Source organism: Paenibacillus sp. FSL K6-3182 (genome assembly GCF_037976325.1).
Classification (GTDB): domain Bacteria; phylum Bacillota; class Bacilli; order Paenibacillales; family Paenibacillaceae; genus Pristimantibacillus.
In genome coordinates, this window is the sequence record NZ_CP150265.1 from 4634985 (window position 1) to 4654966 (window position 19982).

The following is a 19982-nucleotide window of genomic DNA, read 5'->3' on the forward strand; positions in this document are numbered from 1 at the left end:
TTTGGTTATACAAGGGAAACGATTATTAGTTATTTACATAACCGTCGGAAGAGCTTTTTGGACGACGGTTTTCTGGACGCCCTTCGCTGCTTCTTTTACCAGCGTAGCCGCCGCCACTGCTGCTGCCGCCACGGGACTCATAGCCACCGCGTGAGCTGCCGCCAGTACTGCTGCCGCTGCTGCGTCTGTCATCGCGACCGCGATATCCGCCGCCACCGCTGCCGCCAGTGCTGCTGCTGCGATTGCCGCCGTATGAAGAGGACGAACCGCTGCGGTTGAATGGACGACCGTTTGAACGAATGTCCGGCTTGCGTTTTTTCGCGCGAAGCGGATCTTCCGGTGTCAATTCGATTTCTACGTTTTTCTTCTCGCCAGTCAGCAATTTAATTGCTGCTGAGAGCAAGTGAACGGAATCATATTGCTCAAGCAATTGAATCGAAATCGCTTTGTACTCAGAGAACTCTTCGTTTTGAACGACTTCAAGAAGACGTTCAGCTGTTACGCGTTGTTTGCCTTCAATCGCTTCTGCGATGCTTGGAAGCGGCTTGCGGTTCATCTTCTGACGCGTTACTTTCTCGATGAAATGCAAGTGGTCCGTTTCACGAGGTGTAACGAATGACCAAGCTGTACCTTCTTTACCTGCGCGGCCTGTACGACCGATACGGTGAACATAGCTCTCAGGATCTTGCGGAAGGTCAAAGTTGATAACATGCGTTACGCCGGATACATCAAGGCCACGAGCAGCAACGTCAGTCGCTACCAATACATCGATGCTGCCATCACGGAATTTACGCATTACGCTGTCGCGTTGGTTCTGCGACAAGTCGCCGTGCAAACCGTCTGCAGTATATCCACGTTTTTGAAGCGCTTCGCTAAGCTCATCAACCCGACGTTTTGTACGACCGAAAATGATAGCTAGCTCAGGGGATTCCATATCAAGCAAGCGGCTAAGCGCTTCGAACTTCTGGCGCTCATGCACTTCAATATAAGATTGCTCAATAAGTGGAGCTGTGATTTGTTTTGGAATAACTGAAACATGCTCAGGGTTTTTCAGAAATTGCTGTGCAAGCTTCTGAATGTTTGCTGGCATTGTTGCAGAGAACAGCATGGTGTGACGCTCGTCTGGCACTTGCTTAAGGATAGATTGAATATCCTCCATGAAGCCCATATCAAGCATTTCATCTGCTTCATCCAAAATAACGGTTTGTACATCTTCAAGACGGATTGTTTTGCGGTTGATGTGATCAAGCAAACGTCCTGGTGTACCGATAATAATTTGAGGCTTCTTCTTCAATGCACGGATTTGACGACCAATTTCTTGTCCGCCATAAATCGGCAACGAGCGAAGACCTTTGTACCTTGTTAGCTTCCCGATCTCGTCAGCCACTTGAATAGCGAGTTCACGGGTTGGCGTCATTATTAATGCGACAATGCGTTCCTCGCTTGTCGGAATTTTGTTAATGAGCGGAATTCCGAATGCCGCTGTCTTTCCTGTACCCGTTTGTGCTTGGCCAATTAAATCTTGTCCCGCCATAGCAATAGGGATAGCTTTGTCTTGAATCGGGGTAGATTCCTCGAATCCAAGTTCGGTAATTGCTTGTAACACTTTTGGTTCCAAGCCAAATTCAGCAAATGTTTTCAAACTTTTCTCAAACTCCTTTTATCTGCAGCCTACTTAAGAATATCCAAATCATTATAGCACACAATCAATCATGAATACCAGCAAACCAATTTAAGCCATACTAAGCATGCCAAAATAAAGGAATTAAACAAGTCGGTTGCATTGGAGCGATTTTATTGAATCCGCATTCCCTGCGTTACCTTTTTACAATCCCAATGATGACGATAGGCGCCTTCCTTATCGCACTGGGCTTCAATTTTTTTCTAATTCCGCACCAGCTGCTTAGCGGTGGAATATCTGGTATTTCCATGATGGTCGGCTATATTACGGGCGGAAACATCGCCTTGCTTTATTTTATCCTCAATGTGCCGGTGCTATTATGGGGATGGTTTATCGTAGGTCATCGCTTTATTATATGGAGCGTCTACACCGTTGTCGCCTCTACGGTGTTCTTACAGATCATACCCGTCATGAAAATTGCGGATGACCTTATGCTTGGCGCTGTATTCGGCGGGATTATAGTCGGGTTTGGCAGCGGCTTAACACTTCGGTACGGCGGCTCATCAGGCGGTTTCGATATTATTGCCTCGATTGCAACGCGTAAACACGATTGGCCAATAGGCATGATTATATTTTTATTGAATGGCGTAGTCATTGCAGTGTTGATTTTGTTTACGAAGGACTGGAATTTAGCCTTATACTCGCTCGTCGCTATTTTTTCCGCTGGAAAAGTAGTAGATCTCATCCACGTGAGGCATATTAAACTTACGGCCTTCATCATCACGACCAAAACCGAAGAGCTGCTCGCAAAGCTGCTCTTGCACCCGCGCGGAATTACAATAATAAAAACACGCGGTGCATATTCTTCGGGTGATCGCGATATGCTGATGACTGTAAGAACGAAATATGAAATAGCAGAGCTTTGCAAAACGATTACCACCATCGACCCGCGTGCATTCATTAACATCGTAGAAACGGTTGGTGTCATCGGCGATTTTTACAAGCCAAAAGACTAAATCATATACGCAGGTATGGATTTTACACCGTATCCCTATGTTTTTGAAAATGATCCTGATATAATGTTTGTATCCCGTAGTTTGGTTTCTTGCCATATGATTTCCCCTAAACATTAGATATGAAAGGGTGAGGCTCAGGTGGATATGGAAACGGTCAAATTGTCTCAAATTGTAGAGAAGCTAGCCCCAGAGCTCAGTCCTTTTCTTACGAAACGCGAATTGGACATCAGCATTGTGCTGCGTGACGGTCTTGCAGTATTAGAGCCTGCTGACGCAATGGAAATTGTGCAGCACAGTATTTGCAATCAGCAGAGAGAAGCTTTGTTACAATGACAATGCGGGACACACACGGATTATTTATGCGCCAGTCGAGTCACACTCGGCTGGCTTTTGTTTGTTTTGCAGGAAAACGGTGTCGATAATCCCCTATTCGCAAGTCATTATTTCAGCTTTTTAGCAAATTTTCAATATGAGTTTTATGACAATTGTAAAAAAGTTAATGACCCAGACATGCCATCTGCTTTATAATTTGAACAGAATAGCTAACGGGGAGAGAGCAAAATGGACAACATCATTTCAACATTGCTGCTGCTGTACAGCTTGCTCACTGGAAGCGGAGAGCATAACACCGCAGTGAAGCAGCTAGCAATTGCATACTTAAATTCCGCAGCTGGCCAAACCATCATTGATCCGGATGCAGCTGCAAATGGAGGCGAACTCTCAGGGAAAAATCACGATGGACTCATCATAAAAGACCCGCAGCCTGAAACACCGCCGATCAAAGGAATCTATGTAACTGCTCACAGCGCAGGCGGTGCGCGCATGGAATCACTTTTAAAGCTGCTTGACGACACGGACCTCAATAGCATGGTAATCGATATTAAAGATGACAACGGCTACATTACATATCCTACTACAACACCCGAACTGCTAGAGGTTGGCGCTTCGAAGAAGTATATCCGAGATATCAATGAACTTATGCTTACTTTAAAAAAACATAATATTTATCCGATAGCCAGAATTGTAGTCTTCAAGGATACTGTGCTTGCGCGAAAGCAGCCTGAGCTGTCTTTCCTCCAGCAAGACGGAACGATATGGAAAAACAATCGCGGTGAGAGCTTCGTAAATCCTTATCGCAAAGAAGTATGGGATTATAATATTGCTGTCGCCAAGGAAGCAGCAAAGCTTGGCTTTAAGGAAATCCAATTTGACTATGTTCGGTTCCCAGAGGGCTTTGATAACAAATCAGATACACTAACCTTCAGCAAGGCTGATCAGAGCCGCGTGGACACAGTCGCTGGATTTGTCAAATATGCTAGAGAACAGCTGCAGCCGCTCGGTGTTAGGGTTTCGGTAGATATATTTGGTTATGCGGCATCCGTACCGACAGCCGAAGGCATTGGCCAAGATTTTGTGAAAATTTCAAATGATGTGCATGTCATTTCACCTATGGTTTATCCCAGTCACTATAGTACAGGATGGTTTAAACAAAAGGATCCTGACAAAAGCCCATATGAGACTATAAAAGGCGCCATGCTCGATACGCATAAGAAGCTTGATCCGGGTACGGAGGTTAAACCGATTATTCGCCCGTGGATTCAAGATTTCACTGCAAGCTGGTTAGGCGCTGGTCATTTTGTGAAGTATGGCAAAACGGAAGTCGAAGCTCAGATTAGAGCTTTGAAAGAAACAGGCATCAAGGAGTTTCTGCTATGGAATGCCGGAAACAAATACACTCCTAACGTAGATTATAATTAGCTTAAATCATATTTAAACTCAAAAAAGTCCACCTTCGCTTATTAAGCGGCGGTGGACTTTTTTTATATTTATTTTTATTGGGACAAACGAAGTGCCAGCTCGTACATATCCGTGTCAAATGGTTTCTTCGTATTGACAACAAGATCAATATCAGTCGTTACGAGCTCGCCTTTAACAACGCCGCAGCCTTTGCCTGAATCGCCAGCCATTAGCTGTCTAACGGCAAAGTCACCAAGACGGCTTGCTAGAATACGATCGATTGCCGTCGGCGTACCGCCGCGTTGAATATGACCAAGCACAGTTACACGCGGCTCAATTCCGCTATTAGCAGTAATCTGTCTTGCTACCTCTTCACCTTTGCCCGCACCTTCTGCTACAACAATAATTGAATGACGCTTGCCTTTGGCAAAATTCGTCTTCATACGCTCTGCAACCTCAGTAAGTTCAAAAGGAACCTCTGGTACAAGAATCGTCTCCGCACCGCTTGCTAGACCAGCATGCAGAGCGATATCGCCGCAATGACGTCCCATAACTTCAACAACAGATGAACGCTCATGTGATGACATCGTGTCGCGAATTTTGTTAATCGCATCTACTACGATGCTGACCGCGGTATCAAAGCCGATTGTAATATCCGTGAACGGAATATCGTTATCAATCGTTCCTGGAAGTCCCATCGTTTTGATGCCCAGCTTGCTTAGCTTATTAGCGCCATGATACGAGCCGTCGCCGCCAATAACGACCAAACCGTCGATACCTCTAGCACGAAGCACTTCGGCACCGCGCTGTTGGCCTTCAGGTGTCATAAACTCCTTGCATCTAGCTGTTTGCAAAATTGTACCGCCGCGTTGAATAATATCGCCAACGCTTCTCAAGTCCATTTGTCTAAGGTCGTCATTGATAAGCCCTTGGTAACCCCTTTGCACTCCATATACATCCAAACCGTGATATAGTGCACTCCTTACAACAGCACGAACGGCTGCGTTCATTCCTTGCGAATCTCCTCCGCTTGTCAATACTGCGATTGATTTGACTGCAGACATGGTCATTCCTCCACATTTTTTATTTATAGTTAAGCCTGTTGTTTCCGAATCCAGATGCTGTTAATAAGGAAAAACAGACGCGTAAGCGGGCTGTTCTTCATTAGCCTCCTAGAAACATTTCTGACATCCGCCTGGTGGCGAACCTTCGGGTCTGACAAATATAAGGCTAAGAGCCCTTCAATAATCAAACGATGAAAACGAGAAGCAGGAAGCTGCTTCACATCCTCACGCGCTCGGTTCACAATCGTACCGAGACGCTCAACAAGCAGACTGTCATTATCATAATAATTGCAAAAATTAAGGTCTCCGCCTACTTGATCCTCTTCTTGATCGATTAAATAATCGAGCAGGATATGAAGTCCGCAAACATGCGGAAAATAAATATTTTTGATCGCTGCAGCGTCCTGGGTGGATAAGCATGGCTCGCTTGCGGCTAAAAACAACATAAACATGCCCAGCGTCGAACCTGATGCCGCAGCAAATTCATTCCATTTCAGGTTTGGATAGTTCCCTCGATGCTGCTCCCACCATGCAAACAAATGCTCCTCGCGCAATTCCTTGCGTATATGCTTGTACACCTGCAAATCGCCATATAAAGTGACTAGCTCGATCACATGCTGTTGAACACTCCCATAGGAAGGCAATTGCGCGACATGGATCTGACAAGTTCGCACCAGATGATGCAAATAACCCCCATCATCTTTTTCATCGCGAAATGCATAATAATCCTGAAGCTGAGCTTCGGGATTGACGGCATCGAGCATCGATTGATGCAATAATCGAAAATCATTCGGATCAAGAGAGGTGCTGCGATCACATAGATTATCCAAATAGTCGCTAATGGTCTGCAGCGCAACAATTAACGGTATGAGCACATGTCTGTGCTCTAAGTTCGCCGCTGCATATACTCCGCCGCCTTGGCAATGAAACTTCTTGCTATCCATACTGCTAAGAGCTTGTGTTCGCAGCTCAGCATCTGGTATTCGCAGTGCAAATACGCGATGTTGCTCGAGCTCTCGCGCCACTTCGGGAAGTACATATTTATATACGCGATGCATGAGCTTTAGTGGGCTCTGGGGCACTCGATGGCCTGTCAAAGTCGTCAATCTCATGATGCACCTCTCCTCAAAATCGTTCATGAATGCCAGCGCGGCTCTAATTGCTGCTCTAGGCGATACCAAATATGAAGGTCGTTTATCCTACTTGCATAATCGGCAATTTCATAGTTTAGTATACAGGATTGCTCAAAGCTATCTTCTTCAAACAGCTTTGCCTGCTTTTCATTGATGAACGCTTCAAACTCTTTCACGCGATCGGGGATCGTCCCACGAATGAGTTCCCACTGCTCTACGATCGCAAGCTGTACAGCTGCTTCATACTGCTCCCATTCCATTTCCAGCACGGGAATACGGATCCGAAGCCGTTCATTCCAGTCAAAACGATAAGCACCCATTGTAAACCTCCGCCTCTAAATGTATCATCTCAGCTCATAATAATCCAGCTTCAAATCTCATTGGTTCGATAACTAATCCATGTTATACTGAGAACCATATTGTTTTTGTAAAGAGATGGAGTGAGCTTTAAAAGATGGACACATCTGAGATTGCGCCAGCAGAGCGCTCTTCGACTGCACGCAAGGAAACACTTTCACTACGAATTTACAGCTTCTCTTCTTATTCTACCGCTGCGATGGTTGTTTCCTTTATCCCGTTATACTTTTTGGATAGAGGTTTCTCTGAGCAGCAAATTGGAATTATTTACTCAACAGGACCGTTCATATCAATCTTTGCGAATATCCTTCTTGGGATAGCCAGCGACAAATTCAGAACGATAAAAAAACTGCTAATGATCCTGTTATTTGGACAGCTTGTCATGATTTCATTGCTTTTCCCTATTGAAAACTTTGCTCTTGTTTGCCTTGTTATGATGGGCTTTTATTTTTTTCAGACACCTATTAATCCATTGAGTGACAGTCTGCTGCTATTATCAAGTCAATACACCGGAACGCCATACGCTTTAATACGCATATTCGGCTCGCTCGGCTTTGCAGTAACGGCTTATACGTTCGGACTTATTCTAAAAGAAATTGGCTCACAGTGGACGCTTCCGCTAGCGCTTTGTACCATAGCCATCACCCTCGCCTTAACGACGAGAATTAGAGACTATCAAGGAAGCGCTCGGAAAATCGATTTTTCTGGATTCTTTAAGCTTATTCGCCAGCGTGATGTCCTATTGTTCTTTTTGATTATTTTGACCATTTCGATCCCGCACCGTATGTATGAGGGATTTCTTGCCGTCACCATGCGCCAAATGGGAGCAAGCGATTCTTTGGTCGGACTCGCATGGCTCGTGTCCGCGATGAGCGAGATTCCGATTTTGTTTCTACTCGGCAAATACGGCCATAAATTTAAGGAGCTGCCGCTGCTTATGATCGCATCTATCATGTATGCTGTCAGACTGTGGCTGCTAAGCGATATTCAAGATCCACGCTGGGTAATTGCTACCCAAGCCATGCACAGCGTTTCGTTCGGCATTTATTTTTCAACTGCGCTGCGTTATTTGTCCCACCTTATTCCCGACGAGTTCCGCGCATCCGGCCAAGCCGTTTATGCCGTGGTCTGGACTGGACTTGCCGGTGTGATCAGCGGCATGTTCGGAGGTTATATTTATGAGCATTTCGGACGCGAGACCTTCTTCCGCATGGGAGCTGCCTTAGCACTGGTTGCAGCGGCTGCCTTCCTTACAAGATATTTTTTCAGTCGTACGAACCGATAACGAGCTCTAGTTCTACCAAGCAATATGACTTCCGTGTCACAAATGAAATCATTTCTTATAGTTAAACAAAGGCTGCTCCAGAAGGCGTATCACCTACGCTTGGAGCAGCCCTTTTTTATTGCTTAAGCAGATACTATTCTACAATTTCAAAATTGGAGTATACATCCTGCACATCGTCGTTGTCTTCAAAAGCATCCATCATCTTAAGCAGCTTCTCCGCATTTTCGCCGTCGACTTTAACAATCGTTTGCGGAAGCCAGCGCACGCCAGCATTTACGAAGGAGTAGCCTTCCTTCTCAAGCGCATTTTTCACCTGCTCGAACTCATGCGGATGTGTCAAAATCTCAAAGCTGTCGTCATTGACGATAACGTCCTCAGCTCCGGCTTCAAGCGAAACCATCATCATCGTATCCTCATCTGTCTCATGGGCTTCACGATCGACAACAAGCAATCCTTTATGGTCGAACATATAACCTACACAGCCGCTCTCACCCATATTGCCGCCACGTTTATTAAACGCAGAACGAACGTCCGCTGCCGTACGATTCCGATTATCCGTCAAGCATTTAACCATAATAGCTACGCCGCCTGGGCCATAACCCTCATACATAATATCATCGTATTCGACGCCATCGCCTGCACCAGCTGCTTTCTTGATCGCACGCTCGATATTATCGTTTGGCATTTGCTCCGCTCTTGCGTTGGCAATCGCTGTTTTCAAACCAAAGTTCGCGTCTGGGTTTGGTCCACCTCTGCGGGCTTGTACATAAATTTCACGTCCAAGCTTGACGAACTTGTTATTTTTAGCCTGATCGGCCTTTCCTTTACGGTCTTTGAACAATTTAAATTTCATTATGCTCGCTCCCCTGACAAAGTTTCCAAGCAACAGTTTATCATTGCAGACAGGTCTTGGTCAATGAAAGCAAGCGCAAACGGCGGTTATTTCACGTTATCTATTGATCTGATTATGGCTTAGAAATTCGTATTGCAAAGATGGTTTAATAGCCCAGCTTCAAAATATATAAAAAATGCTTTGATTATTTATAAAAGGCTGACATTAGAATTTAAAAATACTATTAATGGTAATATGTTCATATTAAAAAAGGGCTCCCTGCTTCCAGGGAGCCCTCTCCATTCGCACATTTTCCTATAGTTTAATGACGTTGGCCGCTTGAGCACCGCGGTTACCTTCAGTAATGTCGAATTCAACCGCTTGCCCTTCATCTAAAGATTTGAAGCCATCGCTTTGAATCGCTGAGAAATGCACGAATACGTCTTCTCCGCCCTCTGTTTGGATAAAGCCGTAGCCTTTCTCTGCATTAAACCATTTAACTGTTCCTTTCAATTGAACAACCTCCTAAATATGACCGCCGTTTTATTTGAACGTGCGAGTAAAATTATTATAGCTATCCCATTTCAAAAAAGCAATTAAAGTAAAATTTTCAAATATTGACTAGATCCAGGGATAAACGGAAGGTTGGAGTTTCCAAGCTCTGTGCGCCCTCCGTTAGCAGCTATCATCGCAATCAGGTTATCTAGTTCCGAATAAGGTTCCCAGTTAAGCGAAATAAGCGGATAAATTCGAATTTGACCGCCTGTCTTACAAATACGCATCAGTTCTAGAACAGCCTGCGAATGAAATTCATGACCAAATTGATTCGCATACAAAAACATAAAATGGCTGCACAAAATGAGTGAAAAGCGATTCTCCTTGAAGGGCAGCTCTGGAAGCTTGCCATCTATATAGATTTGTTTATTCTCGTTTCTTAATACATCGGCTTTAAATCGTTCAATGGATGCTTCGCGTCCAGCTCGATGATTCTCAACCGACCCGTAATAGCTCCAGTCAAAATGCTCCTGAATTTTAGCAATCTTAGCTGTTGATGTTTCGATTTCCTCAGCTGCCTCAGAGATCCATTGCTCAATTCCTGCCCCATAGCGCGGATCAACAGCAGTTGCTGAAAAACCTCTCTCGTTTACTTCTGCAGTAAATGACGAACCCCCGGCTGCAACATCAAGAATATCCCCTTTAGCAAGATCCTCCTGCTGTAAATCAAACATCCTTAAATACTCTTCGTAGCTTCTGCAAGTCATAGCGACTCCCATTTGCTCATAGCCCTGTTTACTCATTCTTGCACTCTCCTCTGCTCGTCTCATCTCAACTTTTCTCGTTACAGCTATAGCTTCTTCTTGCAGCGTCGTATTGATTACCGCCGCCATAATGGCTATGATGATAAGAATACCATAATTAACTACTATAAGGGTGGAATTTACGCATGTTTAAGAAACACGAAATTTACAAGACCGACAAATACAATATGTTGACGGTTGAAGTTCAAGGCAAAACACTTATTGTTCGGGAAATTTCTGATCAATGGGGCGAGGACACACATACTTTTATTAGTCGCCCTGAGATGCTTCACTGGGCACAGAATCGGTTTCGCGCAGCCGACTTTGTTGGACGCGAAGATGAACTAGCATCCATTATGAGTGCGCTAAAGGAAGTATAAGCCGTCTATTTCTAACCAATCAGCAGGATATTTCACACATCGCGGCGAACATATCGTTACGCATTTGTGCATAGGTAAAATTAGAATGCTGCCTTTTGAGGCCAGCTTACAATCAGGAGGACTTACCTTCAAATGGATGCTACCGCTTCAGTTATTTTCATTATTGCAGCCTTCGCGCTAGGAGCCATCGTTATTTTGAAACGAGATACCTTGCCTCCTGGCATACGCAGAGGTCTTGCACTTGTATCCATTGGATTTATTGCATTTGCGTTTTTTCTGATCGTATATGCTTTTTTCACAATGGGTACAGCTTAGCCGGCAGGCAGCTGAATATTCGTTATCCCGTACGGACATAGTAGAAACAAACTGTGTCCTGAGGTGATAACTGGATGAAATGGCTTCCCCTGCTGCTTGTTTTAAGCCTCGTGCCAGGTGCTTCCGCTACAAATGAGTCCGCGGCACATGCAGAGCATGCTTTACCAACCTTATCCATACCAAGGAGGAATTCGATGAATCACGTACCTAAACGTTCAGAATCGGCACCTGAGACCCGCTGGAAGCTAGAGGATATTTTTGCAAGCCAAGCGGCATGGGACAAGGAATATGCAGAAGCAAAAGGATTAATCAAAAAAATATCCGAATACCAAGGCAAATTAGCCGATGTCGCGCAGCTTAAAGCTTGCTTCGAGCTTGAGGACGAATTGTCACTGCATGTTGAACGGCTTTATGTATATGCAAATATGAAGCATCATGAGGATACGGCTGAACCTACTTATCAGGCTCTATCCGAGAAATCCAAAAAACTAAGTGTGGAATCCGGCGAAGCATTATCATTCATCACACCTGAAGTTCTCAGTCTATCCGATGAGCAGCTTGAGCAATTGATAACGAACGAATCCGTTGCCAAATTCCGCCATGCACTCGAAGAAATGCGTCGCCAGAAAGCTCATATTTTATCCAAAGACGAGGAAGCGCTGCTTGCACAAGTAGGCAATATGAGCTCCGCTCCCGGTACAATCTTCAGCATGCTGAACAATGCAGACCTCAAATTCCCAAAAGTGAAAAACGAAAAAGGCGAATTGGTTGAGCTGACACATGGCAGTTACATACAGTTTCTTGAGAGCAAAAACCAAGACGTACGCCGCGAGGCATTTAAAGCAGTGTACGAAACATACGGCAAGTTAAAAAACACACTTGCTACAACATTGACGGCTAACGTTACCAAAAACAGCTTTTATGCAAAAGCTCGCAAATATGACTCCGTGCTGGATATGTCCCTTTATGGTGACAACATTCCGCAGGAAGTATATACAAACCTTATCAACACCATTCATAAGCATCTGCCGCTGATGCATCGTTATATGGAGCTTCGCAAAAAGCTGCTAGGTTTGGATGAGCTGCATATGTACGACTTGTTCGCACCGCTCGTTGACGAGTTCAAAATGGACATTACGTATGAGGAAGCCAAAAAAACAGTAAAAGAAAGCTTGAAGCCACTGGGCGAGGATTATTTGAAGGTGCTGCAAGAGGGCTTTGATAATGGCTGGATTGATGTGTACGAGAATGAAGGCAAACGCAGCGGTGCTTATAGCTGGGGCGCTTTCGGCACGCATCCGTATGTATTGCTCAATCATAATGACAACTTGAACAGCATGTTCACATTGACGCACGAAATGGGTCATGCTCTGCATTCCCATTATTCGGATACAAATCAGAACTACCGCGACGCACAATATACGATTTTCCTTGCTGAGGTTGCTTCAACATTAAACGAAGCTTTGTTGATGGATTATCTCCTTAACAAATCAACTGATCCAAAAGAAAAAATGTATTTGCTCACTTATTATGCGGATCAGTTCCGTACAACCGTATTCCGTCAAACGATGTTTGCAGAGTTCGAGAAAATCATCCATGAGCGCGCGGAGCAAGGCGATTCGTTAACGCCGCAAGACCTTAGCAAAATCTATTACGATCTTAACGTTCAGTACTACGGCTCAGGTATGGTCGTAGATAAAGACATTGAAATGGAATGGGCTCGTATCCCCCATTTCTATAACAGCTTCTATGTGTACAAATACGCAACGGGCTTCTCAGCTGCAACCAGCTTCTCCAAACAAATTTTGGAGGAAGGCGAGCCTGCGGTTGAGCGTTATCTTGGCTTCCTCAAAAGCGGCGGCAAAGACTTCTCGATTAATATCTTGAAAAAAGCCGGCGTGGATATGTCTTCACCTGAGCCAATTGAGCAAGCAATGAGCGTCTTTGAAGAGCTTATTGGTCAAATGGAGCAATTGACGAAATAACCGAAATACGTAAAGAGACCGTCAAGCCTGCTTGACGGTCTCTTTGCTGTTTATTTTTGAGGAACTGGATTGATTATTTCATTTCCTTCGTATTAACATAAACCAAATGTTCCCTACCCCAGCCGCACATGCTATCAAGCACCGAGGTCAGTGTTCTTCCGTGTTCCGAAATGCTGTACTCCACCTTCGGAGGCACTTCTTGATAGATAACACGGGTAATGAGCTCATCCTCTTCGAGCTCGCGAAGCTGCTTCGCAAGCGTGCCTTGCGAGACTTCAGGAATAAGCCGTCTTAGCTCACCAAATCGTTTTGTCCCGTCAATTAATAAAATAAACAATATAAGCGGCTTCCATTTCCCGCCAATCATATGAAGGGTGGTAAGTACACCTTTTAGCCTCGGTTCCTTCAAATCCGTAATCATCGTATCACCTCCACTATCATCATACCGCATGTTATTTGCATGCGCACGTTTGTTCCAGTCATTATATTTTTTTTATGATTAGTACGATTTTTCGTACTAAGTACGAACAAAGTGCGTACTTGGCAGTCTTGTTTTTGTCATGAATAATAAACATTAGAAGTGATTTGACTACAAAAGGAGAATATGATCATGTCTAATTTTTCATTAAAAAATAAACGTATCGTCATTATTGGAGGAAGCTCAGGTATTGGCTTAGCGACTGCAAAACAAGCGATAGGGCAAGGGGCTCAGGTTGTCATTGCCGGCCGGTCCAAAGAAAGATTGGATGCTGCATGGCAGTATTTAGGCCATGAGCATGTTGAAGCCTATGCATTAGATAACAAGAATGAACTGGCGCTTCAGTCTTTTTTCGAGCAGATCGGTCATTTCGACCATTTATTTACACCGGGCGCCTCCTACGTTCGAGGTCCAATTACATCAAGTGCTGAGGTTGCACACAGCTGCTTTAATTCAAAATTTTGGCCGCAGTACAATGCGGTGAAATACGCTGCTCCATTTATTAACTCGAATGGCTCAATCGTGCTCATGTCCGGTGCTTTTGGCCAACGGCCGCTTGCGGGCGGCGCTTCCTATGCTGCCTGCAACGGCGCTATCGAAAGTCTTTGCAAAGCGCTGGCGGTTGAACTTGCTCCTATACGTGTCAACGTCATATCTCCCGGCACCATCCATACGAATTTCAACTGGGAGGGTGCAGAGCAGGAAGTTAGAGACCAATCTTATGATGCCTATGCGAAAATTAATCTGTTAGGCAAAATCGGTCAAGCTGAAGAAGCAGCCCATACTACAATTTATTTAATGACTAATGCGTATACAACTGGAAGCACCCTTTTCCCTGATGGCGGATATATTTTGCGTTAAGCAGGTGTTTTGTAGAGCACTGATAACACCAAAAGATTCCTTAGCAATGGCAAGGAATCTTTTGGTTCTGTAATCTATTCGTATGACTTTGAGCGAACCACTGAAGTGGATGTGTATTCCTCTTTCAAACATAGTTTTGCAATATAGAATAGTTGTCCCATATGTTCAGAATAATGGGCAGCACATTGATGCAGCATATCCAAGTTCGTTCTTTCCCGGTTCCTCACCGTTTGGGTTTGTCCCAATGCTTCATCCGAAATCGTCTGAATCGTATCGATGACCAGCTGCAGCCTATCCTGAATGATCGTTTGCAAGGCTGCCTTCTTTACATATTCAGCTTTAAACTCATTGTCACGGCTTCTCTTATTATCTACATGTAAAATACCTTTCACGATTCTCTCTTCAATATTGCCATCTATGTGATTGATCAACATCGATATGCTGTGACTTGATGAATCAGGCTGCCAATTCAACTGGTCATCATCGAGCTGATCGATCGCCTTCAGCATTCTTTTTCGGATTTCTTCAAATTTAGTGGTTAACCACTCCCGATTAAAACTGTCGTTCATATGAGTCCCTCCTTGTATTTCTGGCGCTGTAAGCACATATTTGTGCTTATTGCGCGTGTTTGAGGTTATTCTTACGCTGAATCTACTCTGTAAGAACGTATGTGTTCTTACAGACAGCTAATTAGGCTGCTTTTTGTGCTGTAAGCGCATATGTGTGCTTATTGCGCGAGTTTGAGGTTATTCTTACGCTGAATCTACTCTGTAAGAACGTATGTGTTCTTACAGACAGCTAATTAGGCTGCTTTTTGTGCTGTAAGCGCATATGTGTGCTTATTGCGTGTGGTTTGAGGTTGCATACGCTGAATTTACTCTGTAAGAACGTATGTGTTCTTACAGACAGCTAATTAGGCTGCTTTTTGTGCTGTAAGCGCATATGTGTGCTTATTGCGCGGGTTTGTTAAAAAAGACTGTTCAGGTGATTTCACATCCTGATCAGTCTTTTCACATTAGCTATTCGCATCGGTCACAGAAAAACTTGACCGATCCCCCATGCTAGCACGCCTGCAAGCAACGACGACAGAAGGTTCACTCTGTCGTTGTTCAGCCAGGCGAAGCCGCGTACTTGCTCCGCCGCGCTGCCGCAATGCGCGGCGCGTTCGATCTCGCTGCCGCATACCCGGCAGCGATACATGGCCTGGCCGGTTGCGCCGAGCAAAGAGTCGGCGAACGCCCCGGCCAGGCCAGCGGCGGCTGCGGCGGCGATGTATACCGCCGCCGCGCCGCCAAGGGTACCCGCAGCAGCCTCTGCTGGCTGCGGGGCCGCAAGCAGCAGCGCGGCAACGGCGCCGATGAACACGGCGCCTGCGAGCGCTGCTGCGCTGCCGAGCGGCGTGACGCCGCCGCTCGTTCCAGGCGTGACCGGCTTGCCGCTCGTCACCGATCGCGGCGCCGTCTTACTTAAGGCCCCGATCTCCGTGGCCCATGTATCCGCGTTTACAGCAGCCATCACGCCGATGTACGCGAATAGCCACCCATCATCAGGCCATATTGCATGAGCGGCGCACAATAGGAGTCCTACGCCGCCATTTGCCCATACTTGCCCTGCATCACGGCGGCCAGTCTTTGCATATTTGGCTTCAGCAGCTTCCTTCGCTCTATGTTTTCTCTTCCACTTCGACCATACACTCGATGAAACAAAAAAACCGATCAATAATCCAAACCAGACCGGTTCACCTAGTGTTACGAAGCCGGTTCCCATTATGATCGCCGAGCACGCGCCTGAAGCGGACAATGATTTCACATGATAGGCTGCTGCTGCAATAAAGCAGCTGCCCACTAAGCCGATAATCAGACGCAACCACCATTCATCTATCCATCCTACCATCTAGCGAGCAACCTCCTGCTTATACACAACCCATACATGCTTGCTATCTTATTCCTTGCACTCTATTTATTAATTTTAATCATTTTTTTCTATTCACTACTTCTAATTCCATGCTTTCAGCCCGCAGCTCATGCCAGCGTTCCGGGTAATTTGTACATATTAATAATTCCGGATCAAGTGCAGCAATTTTACGGATCGCACGTTTCTCATTGATCGTCCAGGCCATAATTTGAATGCCTGCATTTTTCAATAGCTCGACGCGTTCCTTGTTTAGCTTGGAATAGCTGATTGATAAAAAATCTGCTCCAAGCTCTTTTAGCTCCTTAGGCAGCGAATTCCGCCAGCCGTCTATAATAATACCAGTACGGATTTGGCTGCATAGGCGCTTCATTCGGTATAATGTCCCTTCATGAAAGGACGTGATGACCACTTCACTTTCCGCTTTATATGCTTGAATACATTCAAGCACCTTCTGCTCGATCAACGGATAACGGATGCCATCCGTCTTCAGCTCGATGTTAAGCTTGCAGTGTCCGACCGATTCTTTAAGCACCTGAGCAAGCGTCGGAATATGCTCGCCTTGATACTTTTGTGAAAACCAATTTCCTGCATCCAGTTCAGCAAGCTCGTCAGCCGTCTTTTTTTTCACATCGCCTTTTCCATCTGTCGTTCTGCGCAGCGTATAATCATGAATCACCATCGGTACATGATCCTTTGAAAGATGAACATCAATTTCAATCCATTCAATTAGTGGATCAGCAAGCGCCAATCGTATAGCTGCCATCGTATTTTCCGGCGCGCGGCTAGACCAGCCTCGGTGCGCTACGCACGGATTTTTCATTAAACGCTCATCCTCTCACTCGGCTCATTTTTCAGGTGTAATGCGTCCATCCTCATTCAGCTTTACGCCAAAGGAGACCGATGTTAGCCGATCGAGTAACGCTTTTGCTTTTTCTCCCTCTAATGGAGTAGGCTGCGCATTAACTGTAAACATCGGATGAAACGTCATCTCACAATCCCCGTTTTTTGTGCATAAAGCGTCAAGAACACCGGTCTCGCCCGCTGTCTCCTTGGGATATGAGCTAAAAATAAAGTTTCCTAAACTGTATGCAATCCATTTGCCTTTATACATTTCGAAGCCTTGCAGCACATGCGGGTGGCTTCCGATCACCAGATCTGCTCCCGCATCGATATATTGTTTGCCAAAATCTTTTTGATAAGGCTCGGGCTGATCGACTCGTTCCTTGCCCCAGTGCACCATCACGACAACGATATCGGCTTCCTTCTTTGCTTTCGCAATCGCTTCCGTCGCGCGCCGAGTGTCGTAGGTTTCAGCTAATCCTGCCACATTTTTATCCGCTTTCCATGAAGAGAACGGCACGACTCTGCTGAGGCCAATATAAGCTACTTTAATGCCCCGAACCTCTTTGATAACCGGAGTGAAAGCCTCGGTATCATTATTGCCCGCCCCCATATGCGATAGGCCTGCTTCATCCAAATATTTCATCGTGTCGAGCATGCCCTCAACCCCTTGGTCAAGCGCATGGTTGTTGGCTAAGCTCAAAACATCAAAGCCTGCATTGCGTATCGATGGAAGAACATCAGGCGAACCTTTAAACACATACGGCGTTCCTGTTACCGGAGTACCACGCTTCGTTACTGGAAATTCCAAATTGCCAGCCGTCAGATCCGGCTCGCTTAGGTACAGCATTGCAGGTTGATAGAGATACTCATAGCCTTCACGGGCAGTGATGGCGCTCACATAATCAGCAACGAGCAAATCCCCTACAAAGGAAAGGCTGATTCTCTCTTCCTCGCTGCCGGCACCGTTAGGATCCGTTATAGCAGAAGTATCTTCCTCTTCATTCGGTAGATTGGATTCTGTGTCATTTCCAGACAAATCGACGTCTTCTGTTAAATCCGGCTCTTTTTCTGACCCTTTATCACCTGGGTTAACCGTTTGATTTTGTCCTTTATTCCCATCACCTGCGAAGCTTAACAAACCTTTGAGCTTATCTGAATTTTCAGCCGCTAGCCAGGCACCTAATACGATTATAATGATGCCTAGCAGCGACAAATTAACGAAAATGAGTCTTCGAAGCCTCTTTTTACGTTTAGACCTATCCTGCTGATGCGTTTCAGAACGTGATATGTGCATGGAAGATGGCTCCTCTTTAATAGAATCAAAGTCTATGAATAGCTAGACTCTTCCATTATAGCAATGATCCACCTTCGCGGGGAGAACTATTATTGCGAGCTTACTTTAATAGTTCTTGAGCAGCTTCCTTGCCCTGTCTTATGCAGTCCGGAAGACCTACTCCATCGAATGCTGCACCTGTAATCCAAACTCCTGGCAGCTCCTGTTCGAAGCGTTCTCGCAGCTGTTTCATATTCTCAACATGACCCACCGGATATTGCGGCATGGAGCGCGGCAACCTCGTAATTTCAACAAACAAAGGCTCTGCCTTTATGCCCATTGTTTCTTCAATATCTCGCCGCACAGCCTTAATAAGCTCAGCATCCGGAAGTCTAACGCTTTCTTCATCACCCGACCGTCCGACATAGCAGCGAAGCAGCACCTTGTCATTCGGACTCGAATGCAGCCATTTATTTGATGTCCATGTGCAAGCAGTAATTTGCAAACCTTCTGAGCGAGGCACTACAAATCCCGAACCGTCAAAATCGAGCCCAAACGTCGCTTTATCAAATGCCAGTACAACGTTCGCAACGGATACATAATTAATAGCGCGCAGCTCATTAACTTCTGTCAAAGGCGCAAGCAGCTCTGCCGCGTTATATGCAGGTGCCGTCATCACGATTTGATCCGCCCACAGCGTCTCCCCGCTATCAAGGACAACCTCATATCGTGCCCCCTCTGACGCACTAGAAACAGCTTGATCGCTGCTTAATGCTAGATCCGCACATCGTTTAATTTCCACAACTTTTGTACTGAGTCGTCGCTGCATTTTGCTCAAAGCTTTATCTAGTGCGTTAACTAGCGAAGACAAACCACCCTTAAACGTCAAAAAAGTTCCACCCTTTGCGACGGCTGGAAGCGCTCCTGCAGCAGCACTCACTTTACGGTTATGCTGCATGCCGCGAATCAGGCTGCCATGCTTGCGCTCTGACGCGGCAAACTGCGGAAACGTAGCTTGCAGACTTAGCTTTTTTAGATCACCTGCATAAATACCTGCAAGCAGCGGCTCCGCGATGCGCCGCATCACTTGATTGCCCACTCGTCGTTCCAAAAAACCACCAAGCGACTCATCGCTTTGCTCCTTGCGAACAGGCAGAACCAAATCCATCAGCGCCCGCAGCTTGCCGCCCCATGACAATAAGCCTGTTTTCACGAATGGCCCAATTTCAGTCGGAACCCCAAGCACGAGTCCCGCTGGCATCGGAAACAGCTTTCTTTGATGCAAAATATATGTTTTTTTCGCTCCTGGATTCGTTGTCGTAAGCTCGTCCGCTATGCCAAGCTCCTCCGCCAAATCAATGATGGCAAGCTTGCGCGCCAAAAAAGAATCCGGCCCTTTCTCGATGACGAACCCGTCACGCTGCAGCGTATTAATTTTTCCGCCTAAGGCAGGAGCCCCATCTACGATGGTTATCTCCAGCTCCCTGCCTTGCCGCTCCGCTTCCCGCTGCAAATAAAAAGCGGAGCTCAGTCCGCTGATCCCTCCGCCAATAATGACAATTCGATCAGGTTTTCCGATTCTCCGCATCT

The 19982-nt window shown here is 45.7% G+C and carries 21 protein-coding genes; 8 read left to right on the forward strand and 13 right to left on the reverse strand.

The features are described 5' to 3' along the window. Positions 1–25 precede the first annotated feature (25 nt). Positions 26–1642, reverse strand: coding sequence for a DEAD/DEAH box helicase (locus MHH56_RS20605; protein ID WP_339203532.1), 1617 nt, complete (start codon positions 1640–1642; stop codon positions 26–28). A 194-nt stretch (positions 1643–1836) separates the two neighbouring features. Between MHH56_RS20605 and MHH56_RS20610 the strand changes: the two genes are divergently transcribed. From MHH56_RS20610 to MHH56_RS20620, 3 genes are all read left to right on the forward strand, one after another. Beyond that, positions 1837–2637 (forward strand): YitT family protein, encoded by an 801-nt coding sequence (locus tag MHH56_RS20610; RefSeq protein WP_339209686.1) that lies wholly within the window; start codon positions 1837–1839, stop codon positions 2635–2637. A 144-nt stretch (positions 2638–2781) separates the two neighbouring features. Beyond that, entirely contained in the window at positions 2782–2970 is a 189-nt protein-coding gene (locus tag MHH56_RS20615) for a hypothetical protein (protein WP_076267060.1), read from the forward strand. A gap of 228 nt (positions 2971–3198) precedes the next feature. After that, on the forward strand, positions 3199–4395 hold the full coding sequence (locus tag MHH56_RS20620; RefSeq protein WP_339203534.1) for a putative glycoside hydrolase: 1197 nt from the start codon (positions 3199–3201) through the stop codon (positions 4393–4395). A 74-nt stretch (positions 4396–4469) separates the two neighbouring features. Here MHH56_RS20620 and pfkA read toward each other — a convergent pair whose 3' ends face one another. From pfkA to MHH56_RS20635, 3 genes are read right to left on the reverse strand one after another with little or no spacing between them, the layout of a single operon-like run. Then, positions 4470–5438 carry a 6-phosphofructokinase gene (gene pfkA / locus MHH56_RS20625; protein ID WP_076266824.1) on the reverse strand — a complete coding sequence of 323 codons (969 nt, stop codon included), beginning with the start codon at positions 5436–5438 and terminating at the stop codon, positions 4470–4472. Positions 5439–5467: 29 nt separating this feature from the next. After that, on the reverse strand, positions 5468–6550 hold the full coding sequence (locus MHH56_RS20630) for a tetraprenyl-beta-curcumene synthase family protein (protein WP_339203536.1): 1083 nt from the start codon (positions 6548–6550) through the stop codon (positions 5468–5470). A gap of 23 nt (positions 6551–6573) precedes the next feature. Continuing rightward, a complete protein-coding gene (locus MHH56_RS20635; RefSeq protein ID WP_339203538.1) occupies positions 6574–6891 on the reverse strand; it encodes a hypothetical protein in 318 nt (105 codons plus the stop codon). Between the two features lie 134 nt (positions 6892–7025). On the opposite strand from MHH56_RS20635, the gene MHH56_RS20640 reads away from it, so the two are divergent. Continuing rightward, a complete protein-coding gene (locus MHH56_RS20640; protein WP_083681702.1) occupies positions 7026–8213 on the forward strand; it encodes an MFS transporter in 1188 nt (395 codons plus the stop codon). 133 nt (positions 8214–8346) lie between these two features. Here MHH56_RS20640 and MHH56_RS20645 read toward each other — a convergent pair whose 3' ends face one another. The 3 genes from MHH56_RS20645 to MHH56_RS20655 form a co-directional block, all read right to left on the reverse strand. Continuing rightward, complete coding sequence (locus tag MHH56_RS20645; RefSeq protein ID WP_339203539.1) at positions 8347–9066, reverse strand: YebC/PmpR family DNA-binding transcriptional regulator; 720 nt, start codon at positions 9064–9066, stop codon at positions 8347–8349. 294 nt (positions 9067–9360) lie between these two features. Beyond that, the gene (locus MHH56_RS20650; RefSeq protein ID WP_054024152.1) at positions 9361–9558 is read right to left on the reverse strand and encodes a cold shock domain-containing protein; all 198 of its coding nucleotides are present in this window, start codon (positions 9556–9558) and stop codon (positions 9361–9363) included. A gap of 83 nt (positions 9559–9641) precedes the next feature. Further along, the gene (locus MHH56_RS20655) at positions 9642–10433 is read right to left on the reverse strand and encodes a methylase (protein WP_339203540.1); all 792 of its coding nucleotides are present in this window, start codon (positions 10431–10433) and stop codon (positions 9642–9644) included. A gap of 56 nt (positions 10434–10489) precedes the next feature. Here MHH56_RS20655 and MHH56_RS20660 point away from each other — a divergent pair, with 56 nt between their 5' ends. The 3 genes from MHH56_RS20660 (at position 10490) to pepF (ending at position 13023) form a co-directional block, all read left to right on the forward strand. Continuing rightward, complete coding sequence (locus tag MHH56_RS20660) at positions 10490–10723, forward strand: hypothetical protein (protein WP_076266819.1); 234 nt, start codon at positions 10490–10492, stop codon at positions 10721–10723. A 132-nt stretch (positions 10724–10855) separates the two neighbouring features. After that, positions 10856–11038 carry a hypothetical protein gene (locus MHH56_RS20665; RefSeq protein WP_339203541.1) on the forward strand — a complete coding sequence of 61 codons (183 nt, stop codon included), beginning with the start codon at positions 10856–10858 and terminating at the stop codon, positions 11036–11038. Positions 11039–11232: 194 nt separating this feature from the next. Further along, positions 11233–13023 carry an oligoendopeptidase F gene (gene pepF, locus MHH56_RS20670; protein ID WP_339203542.1) on the forward strand — a complete coding sequence of 597 codons (1791 nt, stop codon included), beginning with the start codon at positions 11233–11235 and terminating at the stop codon, positions 13021–13023. A 73-nt stretch (positions 13024–13096) separates the two neighbouring features. Here pepF and MHH56_RS20675 read toward each other — a convergent pair whose 3' ends face one another. Continuing rightward, positions 13097–13444 (reverse strand): helix-turn-helix domain-containing protein, encoded by a 348-nt coding sequence (locus MHH56_RS20675; RefSeq protein WP_339203544.1) that lies wholly within the window; start codon positions 13442–13444, stop codon positions 13097–13099. Between the two features lie 189 nt (positions 13445–13633). Here MHH56_RS20675 and MHH56_RS20680 point away from each other — a divergent pair, with 189 nt between their 5' ends. Continuing rightward, positions 13634–14362 carry an SDR family oxidoreductase gene (locus MHH56_RS20680; RefSeq protein ID WP_339203547.1) on the forward strand — a complete coding sequence of 243 codons (729 nt, stop codon included), beginning with the start codon at positions 13634–13636 and terminating at the stop codon, positions 14360–14362. Positions 14363–14436: 74 nt separating this feature from the next. Here the strand turns inward: MHH56_RS20680 and MHH56_RS20685 are convergent, their stop codons facing one another. The 5 genes from MHH56_RS20685 to hemG all read right to left on the reverse strand — a co-directional run bounded on the left by MHH56_RS20685 (position 14437) and on the right by hemG (position 19980). Further along, a complete protein-coding gene (locus MHH56_RS20685; protein WP_339203549.1) occupies positions 14437–14931 on the reverse strand; it encodes a DinB family protein in 495 nt (164 codons plus the stop codon). A 463-nt stretch (positions 14932–15394) separates the two neighbouring features. Further along, positions 15395–16255 (reverse strand): DUF92 domain-containing protein, encoded by an 861-nt coding sequence (locus MHH56_RS20690; RefSeq protein ID WP_339203550.1) that lies wholly within the window; start codon positions 16253–16255, stop codon positions 15395–15397. Between the two features lie 79 nt (positions 16256–16334). Then, positions 16335–17096 (reverse strand): glycerophosphodiester phosphodiesterase family protein, encoded by a 762-nt coding sequence (locus tag MHH56_RS20695; protein WP_339203551.1) that lies wholly within the window; start codon positions 17094–17096, stop codon positions 16335–16337. A 24-nt stretch (positions 17097–17120) separates the two neighbouring features. Next, positions 17121–18413 (reverse strand): CapA family protein, encoded by a 1293-nt coding sequence (locus MHH56_RS20700; protein WP_339203554.1) that lies wholly within the window; start codon positions 18411–18413, stop codon positions 17121–17123. Between the two features lie 100 nt (positions 18414–18513). After that, positions 18514–19980, reverse strand: a complete 1467-nt coding sequence (gene hemG / locus MHH56_RS20705) for a protoporphyrinogen oxidase (RefSeq protein WP_339203556.1) — start codon at positions 19978–19980, stop codon at positions 18514–18516. Between the last annotated feature and the right edge of the window lie 2 nt (positions 19981–19982).

What these genes read in the sequence shown, in the direction of transcription:
- MHH56_RS20610 (WP_339209686.1), top strand. Translation starts at nt 1,837, where the DNA reads ATGATGACGATAGGCGCCTTCCTTATCGCACTGGGCTTCAATTTTTTT.
- MHH56_RS20615 (WP_076267060.1), top strand. Translation starts at nt 2,782, where the DNA reads ATGGAAACGGTCAAATTGTCTCAAATTGTAGAGAAGCTAGCCCCAGAG.
- MHH56_RS20620 (WP_339203534.1), top strand. Translation starts at nt 3,199, where the DNA reads ATGGACAACATCATTTCAACATTGCTGCTGCTGTACAGCTTGCTCACT.
- pfkA (WP_076266824.1), bottom strand. Translation starts at nt 5,438, where the DNA reads ATGTCTGCAGTCAAATCAATCGCAGTATTGACAAGCGGAGGAGATTCG.
- MHH56_RS20630 (WP_339203536.1), bottom strand. Translation starts at nt 6,550, where the DNA reads ATGAGATTGACGACTTTGACAGGCCATCGAGTGCCCCAGAGCCCACTA.
- MHH56_RS20635 (WP_339203538.1), bottom strand. Translation starts at nt 6,891, where the DNA reads ATGGGTGCTTATCGTTTTGACTGGAATGAACGGCTTCGGATCCGTATT.
- MHH56_RS20640 (WP_083681702.1), top strand. Translation starts at nt 7,026, where the DNA reads ATGGACACATCTGAGATTGCGCCAGCAGAGCGCTCTTCGACTGCACGC.
- MHH56_RS20645 (WP_339203539.1), bottom strand. Translation starts at nt 9,066, where the DNA reads ATGAAATTTAAATTGTTCAAAGACCGTAAAGGAAAGGCCGATCAGGCT.
- MHH56_RS20655 (WP_339203540.1), bottom strand. Translation starts at nt 10,433, where the DNA reads ATGGCGGCGGTAATCAATACGACGCTGCAAGAAGAAGCTATAGCTGTA.
- MHH56_RS20660 (WP_076266819.1), top strand. Translation starts at nt 10,490, where the DNA reads ATGTTTAAGAAACACGAAATTTACAAGACCGACAAATACAATATGTTG.
- MHH56_RS20665 (WP_339203541.1), top strand. Translation starts at nt 10,856, where the DNA reads ATGGATGCTACCGCTTCAGTTATTTTCATTATTGCAGCCTTCGCGCTA.
- pepF (WP_339203542.1), top strand. Translation starts at nt 11,233, where the DNA reads ATGAATCACGTACCTAAACGTTCAGAATCGGCACCTGAGACCCGCTGG.
- MHH56_RS20675 (WP_339203544.1), bottom strand. Translation starts at nt 13,444, where the DNA reads ATGATTACGGATTTGAAGGAACCGAGGCTAAAAGGTGTACTTACCACC.
- MHH56_RS20680 (WP_339203547.1), top strand. Translation starts at nt 13,634, where the DNA reads ATGTCTAATTTTTCATTAAAAAATAAACGTATCGTCATTATTGGAGGA.
- MHH56_RS20685 (WP_339203549.1), bottom strand. Translation starts at nt 14,931, where the DNA reads ATGAACGACAGTTTTAATCGGGAGTGGTTAACCACTAAATTTGAAGAA.
- MHH56_RS20690 (WP_339203550.1), bottom strand. Translation starts at nt 16,255, where the DNA reads ATGGTAGGATGGATAGATGAATGGTGGTTGCGTCTGATTATCGGCTTA.
- MHH56_RS20695 (WP_339203551.1), bottom strand. Translation starts at nt 17,096, where the DNA reads ATGAAAAATCCGTGCGTAGCGCACCGAGGCTGGTCTAGCCGCGCGCCG.
- MHH56_RS20700 (WP_339203554.1), bottom strand. Translation starts at nt 18,413, where the DNA reads ATGCACATATCACGTTCTGAAACGCATCAGCAGGATAGGTCTAAACGT.
- hemG (WP_339203556.1), bottom strand. Translation starts at nt 19,980, where the DNA reads ATGCGGAGAATCGGAAAACCTGATCGAATTGTCATTATTGGCGGAGGG.